Source organism: Neobacillus vireti (assembly GCF_036962465.1).
In the GTDB taxonomy this organism is placed as follows: domain Bacteria; phylum Bacillota; class Bacilli; order Bacillales; family Cytobacillaceae; genus Neobacillus; species Neobacillus vireti_B.
Window position 1 is genome coordinate 177,593 of record NZ_JBALNF010000031.1, and the last position, 11,304, is coordinate 188,896.

The following is an 11,304-nucleotide window of genomic DNA, read 5'->3' on the forward strand; positions in this document are numbered from 1 at the left end:
TAATAATAAAAATGAACAGAACCTTATAAAGAAACTCCCTAAGGCTGTAACTTAGGGAGCTTCCACTTTTCTTAGTATTCTACTTTCCACATATATCTTCTTTTTGATAATGGGTGATTGCGGGCATCGGCTAATTGTTCTGCATAGCGGCGGAGAACGTAATTTAAGACAAGTGGCGCGATATAACCTTTTAACTCTTCGTCAATGCCTTCTAAATCAAGCTCTTTTGCATCTAACACGACGAGTTTTTTACCATATTTTTTTGAAAAATCTAAGGCTCTTTCATCGAGTGGACGTGTTTCATCTAAGCCAAGTAGGATAATAAATGGCACTTCTTCATCAATGATTTCAAATGGACCATGGAAGTATTCACCTGCGTGAATAGCGTTAGAGTGGATCCACTGCATTTCTAAAAGGATGCAAGTAGTGTAGGAATAGGCAATTCCATAGTTGGCTCCGCTTGCCATCGTATAGATTACTTTTTCATCCTTATAGGTTTGACCAAATTGTTGGGCACGATCCTCAAATTGTTTGCCAGCTTTCTCAAAAGCGGCCTGGGTATTAGATAAGCTATTGACCATTTTGTCGAACTTATCGTTTCCTTCTAAGACGTTTAGTACACCCATCGTTAGTTGATATAATAAGCCTAAGTTGGTATTGAAGGCAACGGATTCAGCGCCCCATTCGTATTTAACAACGAATTCACTTTCTTGTGCCAGCGGGGAGGTTGGTTCGTTTGTGAAACCAACTGTTAATGCTCCTTTTTGACGGGCAAATTCAGCAGCCTTTACGGTTTCTGGAGTGGTACCTGACATTGAGCATAAGATGACAAGTGAATTTTCGCCAAGTTTTCTAGGGTTGCGATGAATGAATTCATTGGAGCTGTATACATCAGAAGGAATGTTTTTTGCTTCACGGTCCATGATATATTTGTTTGGATACATGATAGCAGAGGAACCGCCGCATGCAACAAAGTATACATGGTTAATTGTGCGCCCTTTCAAAGCATCTAACACATTTTTTACCTGTGGATCTACAACTACTTGTGAGTTTACCATTCATTTTTCCTCCTTAGGACTGTTTTGTCTAACATATAATAATACATTATATGATGTTATAGTATTATATATGATATAAATTGTCAATCTCTTTTGAAAATTAAATTATATATTCTATGCTTAATTGACTTATAACATATTATAATGTTATATTAACTTTGTATACCTTAATAAATTGATAGTTTTTTGAAAAATAAAGACTGAATGAAGTGAAGGGGTTGGGGAAATGTCAAAGATCACAAGGGATCAAATTACGGGAATGAACTTCCATTATAAGCACTATCCTTTGGAATACTTTTTAGATGCAATGGTTCGATATGAATTCGAGAATATTGAATTATGGGGAGCATCCCCTCACTTTTATGTAGATGAACTAACACTTCAGGATGTAAAAAATATAAAAAGAGAGATTAATAGAAGAAACTTATCAGTGGTTTGTTTTACACCGGAACAGTGTGTGTATCCAATCAATCTTGCGGCCAGAGAGGATCGTATTCGGGAAAGAAGTATCCAATATTTCATCAAATCAGCGGAGGCCGCAAAAGAATTAGACGCACCATTACTATTGGTTACGCCAGGATGGGGCTATGAAAATGAAGATCGTCACGAAGCATGGAAAAGAACGAGGGATTCGCTGGAAAGGTTATCGACAGTTGCCGGTGAACTTGGGTTAACCCTCGCGCTTGAACCTTTAACAAGGGTAGAATCCAATATCATTTACGATGCGAATTCGCTAAAATTGATGCTAGAGGAAGTAAATAGTCCCTTCCTCAAAGGGATGATTGATACGATTCCAATGGCATTAGCGAATGAAGATTTTAATGATTATTTCAGTCTTCTGAAAGACGAGATTGTCCATATTCATTTTATTGACGGAAAACCGGAAGGTCACTTGGTGTGGGGAGACGGCGTGTTACCGCTGCAGAAATATCTGGACCAGCTGAGTCAACATGGTTATCAGGGAGCACTTACTTTAGAGTATACATCCTATCAATATGTGCAAAACCCGGATGAGGCGATGGAACGGACATTGAACGTACTTTCAGGAGTATTAGCCGATTGAAACAAATTGATAGCTGGAAATGATTTAGATATACTTGTAAGTAACAAGAGAAAAATCGCAGATGGAACTAAATGATCATAGGGAGGAGGGACTTTCCTCCCTGTATAGTTTACGAATCAGAAAATTAGGCAGGTGATTGATATGTTAAGGCAGGATGACCAGATTCCTTTATATATTCAATTAAAGGAATCACTCCTCAGCTCCATCTTGAATGGAGATTTAAAGTACGGTGATAAAATCCCAACGGAGGCTGAATTAAGTGAAGAATATAAAATCAGCAGGATTACCGTAAGAAAGGCGATTCTTGAGCTTGTTGAAGATGGATTCCTGGTGAAGCGGCAGGGCAAAGGGACGTTCGTTAACAAACGGAAGATTGAGCGCAAGATTGTCCATTTTTTAAGCTTTAGTGATGCTTGTAAAGCGAATGGCCTGACAGCGAGCAGTAAAGTGATTAAAAAGGAAATTGTTCAGCCTTCGGCAAAGGATAAAGAGCTTCTGCAGCTTGAAGAGGGGGACGCCCTGTTATTTATTCAACGGGTCCGCTATGCGGGCGATTCTCCGATTATGATTGAAAACAATTATTACTCTTATAAAAAGTTCCATATCTTACTGAATGAGGATTTAGAGGGTTCTGTCTATAAAGTAATCGAAGAAAAACTCAATATTAAGCCTCGTGGTTCTTGGGAGACGACGTTGGAGATTGTCCGGGCATCCGAGGATGAAGTGCAATTACTCAATACTTCAAGCGGTGAGCCTCTATTTTATATGGAAACAACCGTTTATGATGAGAACGATGAACCGGTACATCGCGGAAAACAGTATATTTTAGGGGATAGCTATAAATTCATCTTCCAGCAATAGGTTAAAAATGCTATTCGGAATCTGATATGGGGAAGTAGAGTGTGATGAGGAAAACGATCCAAGATGGTTTATACATTTTGCTGGGTTCGCTTATTTTTTCAATTGGTATTAACTATTTTACGATTCCAAATCTGTTGTCAGAAGGCGGGATTATCGGCTTAACGATTATTTTTCACTATGTGTTTCACTGGTCGCCTGGGATTGTGAATTTTGTCCTCAATACGGTGCTTGTTTTGGTCGGAATGAAGTTTTTGGAGAAAAGAGCTATTATTTATACGTTATTTTCCATCTTTTCAAGCTCTTTGTTTCTGTATCTTACAGAGGCAACGGGAAAACGGTTGACAGATGATACGTTATTAGCAGCTATCTTTGCCGGTCTGCTGGTGGGAGGCGGCATAGGGATTATTTTTCGTGCCGGGGGAACCTCAGGCGGGACGACGATTTTAGCAAGGCTGGCTAATCAGTTTCTTGGCTGGAGTATGGGTAAGGGTATTTTAGCGATTGATCTGATTGTAGTGGCCGGTTCGGTGTTTATCATTGGGCTCGGGAAAGCGATGTATACGGTGATTGCTGTTTATTTGGGCGCTAAGGCGATTGATTTTATTGTGGAAGGCTTAGAAGAAAAGGTGGCTGTCCTGATTATTTCGAATTCATCTGAATTAATATTGGATGCGATTACAAATAAGTTATCACGAGGAATTACTGTTTTAGAGGGACGCGGCGGTTATACCGGTGATAATAAGGATGTACTGTATATCGTGATTAATAGGCAGGAGATTGTTCAGTTGAAGAATTTGATTTATGCAGTGGATGAGCATGCTTATGTGACTGTTCATCTTGTTCAGGAGATGATTGGTAAGGGGTATAAGGTCGGTAAGACTAAGATGGTGAAAGGTATATAGGTTGTCTGGTGGGAGCGTTTTATGATGACGCTCTTTATTTTTTGAAAAAGGGCAGAGGACATGAAACAGAGTTTTGAAGAGGATAGAGTCTATGATTTCAATACCTATTTTTTTCTCATGGAGTTGTCACGTGGACAGAAAGCTGGTGGGAGCTCTTGATTTTGTCTTCATGAGAACTGCTATTAGAGGGTAAAAAGGAAGATGTTTGCTTGGCCAGTCTTGCGACTGGCTTTTATTTAAAAGGATATAAAGATCTAATAGGGAGTTAATGAATGATAGATGAACTGCTGGTAAATTTGATTGGGTGATGATAAAGTTTCGGTTTTGTCTTCATGAAGCCGACATGAGGACGGAAAATGGTTGGGTTCCCTCTTCATTGTCCCCATGGAATGCTTATAAAGGAAGAAGTTTGTTGGGCCAGTCTTGCGACTGGCTTTTATGTGAAAGAATATTAAGGTCTAATGGGGAGTTAACAAATGATAGATGATCTGCTGGTAAATTTGATTGGGTGATGATAAAGTTTCGGTTTTGTCTTCATGAAGCCGACATGAGGACGGAAAATGGTTGGGTTCCCTCTTCATTGTCCCCATGGAATGCTTATAAAGGAAGAAGTTTGTTGGGCCAGTCTTGCGACTGGCTTTTATGTGAAAGAATATAAAGGTCTAATAGGGAGTTAATGAATGATAGATGAACTGCTGGTAAATTTGATTGGGTGATGATAAAGTTTCGGTTTTGTCTTTATGAAGCCGCCACGAGGTCGGAAACTAGGCGGGATCTCTCTTCTTTGTCTTCATGAGAACTGCTATTAGAGGGTAAAAAGGAAGATGTTTGCTTGGCCAGTCTTGCGACTGGCTTTTATGTGAAAGAATAAAGGTCTAATGGGGAGTTAAAGAATGATAGATGAACTGCTGGTAAACTTATGAGGTAGTGATAAAGTATCAGTTTTTTGTCAAATGGAATGAAGGGCCGAATTTTGCATATGATGATAGGGGAAATGGATATGCAGTCGGGCTGTCCGTAATTGGTTAATATTCTAGTAATATAACAAGTTGGTGTGGTTTTTTGTTGAAAAAGAGTGATTATTGTTTGATTTATAGAAATTGGCAAGAAAAGTGAATATTTGATGACAATTCTCACAGACAATATCGACAAATTTATTGTTAAATAGTGGATAAAGGAAGAGGGTTTGCATACGCTTGGGTTCTTGCGAACCCTAATTTATGCACGTCATCTTCCGCTTACGCTCCAGATCACGTGCACCTAAGGAGGCTCTTTGAATTAGTTTTAGCTGGTTCGCTCTTGCGTCATCTCTGATGTTTTTCAGGGAGGATTCTCTGCGAGATCACGCAAACGCTCAGGGGGAGGGGATCCGTGTCTTTAAGACAAGTTTAGGGTGAAAATTGAATTTCTATCGCCATGTGCTGTCGCACATTGCGCTTCCGCTGTCGCTCCAGCTTGCGAAATTTCCCATTTTTAGCCTNNAGGCTAAAAATGGGAAATTGTCGCGGCGATAGAAATCCAATTTTTTATAAAGTTGGCTTGTCGACACGGGTTTGTAACAATGCTATAATGAATTCGGTTACATATTTAATTAATATGAAAATTTACAACATTGGAGGGGATAGACATGGAACTTAATGTATATCAGAATAATTATCTGATAGTTTTTGTGTTCCTATGTCTTGGTGTGCTGCTGCCTGTGGTGGCGTTATATTTTGGGAAACTTCTACGTCCGAATAATCCGAGCGATGAGAAGAATACCACATATGAAAGCGGTATTGAGCCATTTCACGATTCTCGTGTGCAGTTCAATGTCCGCTATTATATTTTTGCCCTGATGTTTGTTATTTTTGATGTAGAAACTGTGTTTTTATATCCATGGGCGGTGGCTTATGATAAGCTGGGGATTTTTGCACTCGTTGAGATGTTGATTTTTGTGGCGATGCTTTTACTTGGCCTTGTGTATGCTTGGAAGAAGAAGGTGTTACAATGGATTTAAGACTAGAAGACTTCACACCGGATGAAATAAGAGAATTAGAACGAAATGTATTTTTTGCCACGCTGGAGCAAATTAAGGCATGGGCACGGAGTAATTCTTTGTGGCCGATGACATTTGGTCTGGCTTGTTGTGCGATTGAGATGATGGGTACAGGGGGAGCGAACTATGACCTTGACCGATTTGGGACGATTTTCCGTACATCACCAAGGCAATCGGATTGTATGATTGTTTCTGGTACGGTGACGAAAAAAATGGCACCGATCTTACGCCGTTTATATGACCAAATGCCAGAGCCAAAATGGGTGATTGCGATGGGGTCATGTGCGACTGCAGGCGGGCCGTATGTAAAATCGTATTCCGTGGTTAAAGGAGTCGATCAGATTGTTCCGGTGGATGTCTATATCCCAGGATGCCCGCCAAACCCTGCCGCTTTAATATACGGAATCAATAAGTTAAAGGATAAAATTCGTTACGAAGCGAAGACTGGGAAGAAGGTGATCTAACCGATGAGCGGGGAGAAGGATCTCGAACAATTAAAGAAAGAGGCGGCCGCAAAGGCAAAGGCCGAAGCATTAGCAAGGCGTAAGGCGAAAGAGGCTGGCGAATCTGCACCACCACCACCGGCACCGACACCGGAGGAGGCACCAGCGTCAGCTGCAGGTGCTGAAGACTCAAGTGACCTTGCAAAGAAAAAGGCAGCGGCAGCTGCGAAAGCAAAAGCGGCCGCGTTAGCGAAGAAGAAACGTGAAGGAATTATAGAGGAAGAAGCCCCTGCGGCGGTTGAGCCTCCAGCTCAAACGGCAGAGCCTGTTTCTAGTAATGATACAGATGATCTTGCTAAGAAAAAAGCAGCGGCAGCGGCGAAAGCAAAAGCAGCAGCTTTAGCGAAAAAGCAGCGCGAAGGAACCGCTGACGAAGAGAACCCAGCTGAGGAAGCACCAGTTCAGGCAGCGGACACTACTTCAGCAGACGATTCTGACGACCTCGCAAAGAAAAAGGCGGCCGCAGTGGCAAAAGCAAAAGCAGCGGCAGCAGCGAAGCGCAAGGCAATGGAATTAGCGGGCGGTGACGCTTCGGCAACGGATGATGCACCAGCTGGAGATGATGCCAAGGCGAAGGCAGCAGCAGCGGCGAAAGCAAAAGCCGCCGCGGCAGCGAAGGCCAAGGCAGCGGCAGCCGCAAAAGCGAAGACAGCTGGAACCGAAGCAGCAGATGCAGGCGGCGATGATGAAAAAGCCAAAGCAATCGCGGCAGCCAAAGCGAAGGCCAAGGCAGCAGCCGCAGCCAAAGCAAAAGCGGCTGCAGGCGGGAAAACTGGTGCAGCAGCGGAACCAGTAGCTGAGGTGAAGCCATCTGTCAATCAGACATACTTAGATAAGTATGTAAAAGTGATTGCGGAACACTTAGGACCAGATGTTTTAGAAGATTCTTATATTAATAAACTATCCAAAGATGTTCCGACACTTGTGGCGAAGCATGATACATATTTCAAAGTAGCTCAATTTTTAAAATATAATGAGCTGCTTGGGTTTGATTATCTGTCAGAGCTGCATGGAACAGATTTTGAAACACATATGGAAGTCTATGTTCACTTATACTCATACAAAAACCGGCAATCGGTGGCATTGAAAGTGAAGATTGACCGAGATGAACCAACAATCGAATCCTTGCAGCCACTTTGGGCCGGGGCAAATTGGCCTGAATGTGAAGCATATGATTTACTTGGAATTAACTTTAAAGGACACCCCGATTTACATCGGATCCTGCTTGGAGAAGATTGGGTTGGCCATCCACTGCGTAAAGACTATGAACAGTATGATGTGGAGGTGTAACCAATGATCAGAACAGAAGAAATGCTGCTAAATGTCGGTCCTCAGCACCCAAGTACACACGGAGTATTCCGCCTTGTGGTTAAAATTGATGGGGAAATCATAACAGAGGCAAAGCCTGTCATCGGTTATTTACACCGTGGAACGGAAAAATTAGCCGAGAACCTGCAATATACACAAATTATCCCTTATACCGACCGGATGGACTACCTGTCGGCGATGACCAATAATTACGTCATCTGTCATGCGGTTGAAACGATGATGGGAATCCAGATTCCTGAACGTGCGGAATACCTGCGTGTTCTTGCCATGGAGTTAGGGCGGATTGCCAGTCACCTTGTGGCCTGGGGGACGTATATCCTTGACCTTGGGGCGACAAGTCCATTTATTTATGCCTTCCGTGATCGTGAAATGATTATCAATATGCTGAACGAGTTATCAGGTGCCCGTTTGACCTTCAACTATATGCGTGTCGGCGGCGTGAAATGGGATGCTCCTGAGGGCTGGATTGAAACGGTAAGAGATTTTGTTCCCTATATGCGTGAGCAGCTGAAAGGTTACCACGACCTTGTTTCAGGAAATGAGATCTTTTTGGACCGGGTTAAAGGTGTTGGCAAGTACACGAAAGAAGAAGCCCTTCAATACTCCCTCAGCGGACCGAATCTTCGCAGTACAGGGGTAAAATGGGATCTTCGTAAAGATGAGCCATATTCGATTTATGACCGCTTTGACTTTGATGTTCCAACATCAGAGGACGGTGACTGCTTGGCGCGCTACCACTTACGGCTTGAAGAGATTACGGAATCATTGAAAATCATTGAGCAGGCTGTCGAACAATTCCCTGCTGAAGGGGACATTCTTGCCAAAGTTCCGAAAATCATTAAAGTACCAAAAGGGGAAGGGTTTGTGCGAATTGAATCACCCCGCGGGGAGATTGGCTGCTATATCTACAGTGACGGAAAAAAGGAACCGTACCGCTTAAAGTTTAGGAGACCATCATTCTATAATCTACAAATTCTTCCGAAATTACTTGTAGGCGAAAATATTGCAAACTTGATAGCCATTTTAGGAGCAGTGGATATTGTCCTTGGGGAGGTTGACGGCTAATGATTCAAGATTTGCTCCAATCAAGCCCTGGCTGGGCAAACTTTGGAATTTTCTTTTTACTCGGTGTCATCTTGCTTTTAGTCGTTTTAGGTTTCGTTACCTACGGAATCTTAGCCGAGCGAAAAGTAATGGGATATATGCAATTGCGTCACGGCCCTAACCAACTTGGAGGGCGCTGGGGACTGTTGCAAACCGTTGCAGACGTATTAAAGCTTTTATTAAAAGAAGATGTAATTCCGAAAGCAGCGGATCGGCCATTATTTATTTTGGCGCCGATTATTGCCTTTGCCCCATCATTCATGGTGCTGGCAACGTTACCGTTTACTGACAAGTTTCAATTTGCCGATATCGGTGTCGGCTTGCTTTATTACATTGCCATTTCGGGCTTAACGGTTTTTGGGATGCTGCTCGGCGGCTGGGCCTCGAATAACAAGTACGCCCTCTTGGGTGGGATGCGTGCAGCGGCACAAATGATTTCATATGAAATCCCGCTCGTTATGTCGGTGTTGGGGGTAATCCTGTTAGCAGGAAGCCTAAATTTAAATGATATCGTTTTGCAGCAAAAACATGGCTGGTTTATTCTCTTGCAGCCAATTGGCTTTATTGTCTTCTTTATCGCTTCGATTGCGGAATTAAACCGGACACCGTTTGACTTACCAGAGTCGGAAAACGAACTGGTTGCAGGATACTTCGTTGAATACGCAGGATTCCGCTGGGCGTTTTTCATGCTTTCAGAGTATGTCTATGTATTTGGGATGTCGACACTGATTACGGTCATCTTCCTAGGAGGCTGGCTGGCGCCATTTGCATTCCTTAACTTCATTCCTGGAGCAGTATGGTTTGCACTTAAATTCTGTTTAGTAGTCTTTATGTATTTCTGGATACGGAGTACGCTGCCGCGTTTTCGTGTCGACAGATTGATGGAATTCGGCTGGAAAGTTCTATTGCCAATCGCATTAGCAAACATTTTCCTAACCGCCATCATCAAATCACTATTCTTCTAATTAAATTTGGTCCTGACACCAATATCAGCATCAACACTGTGATAGCGGTGAAAATGGTGCCTGACACCAATAACAATATTTAAACTGTCAAAAGGGGTGAAAAACGTGCTTGGAGTATTTAAAGGCTTGAAATATACCCTTAAACAATTATCGCGCGAGAAGATTACGTACGATTATCCGAATGAGCCGCTTCCGCTGCCGGACCGCTTTCGCGGCATCCAAAAGTTTTATCCGGAAAAGTGTATTGTCTGCAATCAATGCATGAATATCTGCCCGACTGAATGTATTAATTTAACAGGTAAGAAGCATCCGGATCCAACGAAAAAGGGAAAGATCATCGACACATATGATATTAATTTTGAAATCTGTATTCTATGTGACCTGTGCACCGAGGTTTGCCCGACGGAAGCGATCGTAATGACGAATAACTTCGAGCTGGCCGCATACAGCCGTGACATGTTATTTAAAAATCTGGAATGGCTGGATGAAAACGACGAAAACGTACGGCAGGTGAATAAACCATGACATTCTCAGGTGAATTCCTCGCATTTATGGGACTCGCACTCGTTGCCATTATCGGCGGCGTGCTGCTGTTAAACTTGAATAAAGTAATCCATATGGTTGTCGCGCTTATTTTCACATTCGTGGCGATTGCGGGGATTTATGTACTGCTATCCGCAGAATTTATCGCAGCAGTGCAAATCTTAATCTATTCAGGGGCGATTACAATTATTATGCTTTTCGGCATCATGTTAACGAAGCATAATGATGACAGTGAACCAAAAACAGGCAGATTACGCAAGTTCCTCTTGTTCCTTGGGGTGGTCGGCTTTGCCTTTGCGGTTTACATTGGTATTTACAATTTCAATATTGAACAGGTTCCGACCAAGCTCCATGAAAATAACACTTTACAGATTGGGCAGGCGCTCTACTCAAAATATATTATTCCGTTTGAGTTAACCTCTGTATTGCTTTTAGTGGCGCTAGTCGGCTCGATTGTTTTAGCAAAAAATGATAAGAAGAAGGAGGCGGATGAGGAATGAGTTCAGTTCCCGCTTCAGCCTTCCTGGCATTGGCACTCATTTTATTTTGCATCGGGTTATACGGTGCGTTGACGAAGAAAAATACGGTGATCATTCTGATTTCAATTGAGCTCATGCTGAATGCTGTTAATATTAATCTGGTAACCTTCAGTAAATATGGCATGGCACCGTCGATTACAGGACAAATCTTCGCCTTGTTTGCCATCAGTGTGGCAGCAGCAGAGGCAGCGGTAGGGCTGGCCATTCTAATTGCCCTTTATCGCAACAAGAAGACTGTCAGCATCGACGAAATGGACACAATGAAGCACTAAAATGATTTAGACAATCCTCGGGGATACAAACCACTCGGGTCCTGAGGGAAATCGACCATACTTCGGGCAGTGACAAGCATGGTATGCCCGAGGGGGAATCGACAAAATTAGGATGGTCACTCGATCA

12 protein-coding genes are annotated in these 11,304 nt (G+C 42.6%); 11 read left to right on the forward strand and 1 reads right to left on the reverse strand.

What is annotated here, in order from left to right; translation table 11 throughout:
• Nucleotides 1–71 precede the first annotated feature (71 nt).
• A complete protein-coding gene (locus tag V7077_RS14615) occupies nucleotides 72–1,058 on the reverse strand; it encodes an SIS domain-containing protein (protein WP_335502926.1) in 987 nt (328 codons plus the stop codon).
• 226 nt (nucleotides 1,059–1,284) lie between these two features.
• Between V7077_RS14615 and V7077_RS14620 the strand changes: the two genes are divergently transcribed.
• The 11 genes from V7077_RS14620 (at nucleotide 1,285) to nuoK (ending at nucleotide 11,177) form a co-directional block, all read left to right on the forward strand.
• Nucleotides 1,285–2,121: a sugar phosphate isomerase/epimerase family protein gene (locus tag V7077_RS14620; RefSeq protein ID WP_335502929.1), complete on the forward strand. Its 837-nt coding sequence runs from the start codon at nucleotides 1,285–1,287 to the stop codon at nucleotides 2,119–2,121.
• Nucleotides 2,122–2,262: 141 nt separating this feature from the next.
• The gene (locus tag V7077_RS14625; RefSeq protein WP_335502932.1) at nucleotides 2,263–2,982 is read left to right on the forward strand and encodes a GntR family transcriptional regulator; all 720 of its coding nucleotides are present in this window, start codon (nucleotides 2,263–2,265) and stop codon (nucleotides 2,980–2,982) included.
• Nucleotides 2,983–3,023: 41 nt separating this feature from the next.
• Nucleotides 3,024–3,884 (forward strand): YitT family protein, encoded by an 861-nt coding sequence (locus V7077_RS14630; protein WP_335502935.1) that lies wholly within the window; start codon nucleotides 3,024–3,026, stop codon nucleotides 3,882–3,884.
• Between the two features lie 1,627 nt (nucleotides 3,885–5,511).
• The gene (locus V7077_RS14635) at nucleotides 5,512–5,883 is read left to right on the forward strand and encodes an NADH-quinone oxidoreductase subunit A (protein ID WP_215045491.1); all 372 of its coding nucleotides are present in this window, start codon (nucleotides 5,512–5,514) and stop codon (nucleotides 5,881–5,883) included.
• Nucleotides 5,874–6,386, forward strand: a complete 513-nt coding sequence (locus V7077_RS14640) for a NuoB/complex I 20 kDa subunit family protein (RefSeq protein ID WP_141561107.1) — start codon at nucleotides 5,874–5,876, stop codon at nucleotides 6,384–6,386. Before V7077_RS14635 ends, V7077_RS14640 begins: the two co-directional genes overlap by 10 nt.
• Nucleotides 6,387–6,389: 3 nt before the next feature.
• The gene (locus V7077_RS14645) at nucleotides 6,390–7,715 is read left to right on the forward strand and encodes an NADH-quinone oxidoreductase subunit C (RefSeq protein WP_335502940.1); all 1,326 of its coding nucleotides are present in this window, start codon (nucleotides 6,390–6,392) and stop codon (nucleotides 7,713–7,715) included.
• 3 nt (nucleotides 7,716–7,718) lie between these two features.
• A complete protein-coding gene (locus V7077_RS14650) occupies nucleotides 7,719–8,819 on the forward strand; it encodes an NADH-quinone oxidoreductase subunit D (RefSeq protein WP_335502943.1) in 1,101 nt (366 codons plus the stop codon).
• A complete protein-coding gene (gene nuoH, locus V7077_RS14655; RefSeq protein ID WP_335502945.1) occupies nucleotides 8,819–9,823 on the forward strand; it encodes an NADH-quinone oxidoreductase subunit NuoH in 1,005 nt (334 codons plus the stop codon). Before V7077_RS14650 ends, nuoH begins: the two co-directional genes overlap by 1 nt.
• A 105-nt stretch (nucleotides 9,824–9,928) precedes the next feature.
• Nucleotides 9,929–10,348, forward strand: coding sequence for an NADH-quinone oxidoreductase subunit NuoI (gene nuoI / locus V7077_RS14660; RefSeq protein ID WP_335502948.1), 420 nt, complete (start codon nucleotides 9,929–9,931; stop codon nucleotides 10,346–10,348).
• Nucleotides 10,345–10,866, forward strand: a complete 522-nt coding sequence (locus V7077_RS14665; RefSeq protein ID WP_215045495.1) for an NADH-quinone oxidoreductase subunit J — start codon at nucleotides 10,345–10,347, stop codon at nucleotides 10,864–10,866. The genes nuoI and V7077_RS14665 overlap by 4 nt, the downstream gene beginning before the upstream one ends.
• Nucleotides 10,863–11,177 carry an NADH-quinone oxidoreductase subunit NuoK gene (nuoK, locus tag V7077_RS14670; RefSeq protein WP_335502953.1) on the forward strand — a complete coding sequence of 105 codons (315 nt, stop codon included), beginning with the start codon at nucleotides 10,863–10,865 and terminating at the stop codon, nucleotides 11,175–11,177. The genes V7077_RS14665 and nuoK overlap by 4 nt, the downstream gene beginning before the upstream one ends.
• The last annotated feature ends 127 nt before the right edge of the window (nucleotides 11,178–11,304 follow it).

Bases quoted from the DNA above. Each gene is read 5' to 3' on its own strand.
- V7077_RS14650 (WP_335502943.1), top strand. From the start codon at position 7,719: ATGATCAGAACAGAAGAAATGCTGCTAAATGTCGGTCCTCAGCACCCA.
- V7077_RS14620 (WP_335502929.1), top strand. From the start codon at position 1,285: ATGTCAAAGATCACAAGGGATCAAATTACGGGAATGAACTTCCATTAT.
- V7077_RS14635 (WP_215045491.1), top strand. From the start codon at position 5,512: ATGGAACTTAATGTATATCAGAATAATTATCTGATAGTTTTTGTGTTC.
- V7077_RS14615 (WP_335502926.1), bottom strand. From the start codon at position 1,058: ATGGTAAACTCACAAGTAGTTGTAGATCCACAGGTAAAAAATGTGTTA.
- V7077_RS14640 (WP_141561107.1), top strand. From the start codon at position 5,874: ATGGATTTAAGACTAGAAGACTTCACACCGGATGAAATAAGAGAATTA.
- V7077_RS14665 (WP_215045495.1), top strand. From the start codon at position 10,345: ATGACATTCTCAGGTGAATTCCTCGCATTTATGGGACTCGCACTCGTT.
- nuoK (WP_335502953.1), top strand. From the start codon at position 10,863: ATGAGTTCAGTTCCCGCTTCAGCCTTCCTGGCATTGGCACTCATTTTA.
- V7077_RS14625 (WP_335502932.1), top strand. From the start codon at position 2,263: ATGTTAAGGCAGGATGACCAGATTCCTTTATATATTCAATTAAAGGAA.
- V7077_RS14645 (WP_335502940.1), top strand. From the start codon at position 6,390: ATGAGCGGGGAGAAGGATCTCGAACAATTAAAGAAAGAGGCGGCCGCA.
- nuoH (WP_335502945.1), top strand. From the start codon at position 8,819: ATGATTCAAGATTTGCTCCAATCAAGCCCTGGCTGGGCAAACTTTGGA.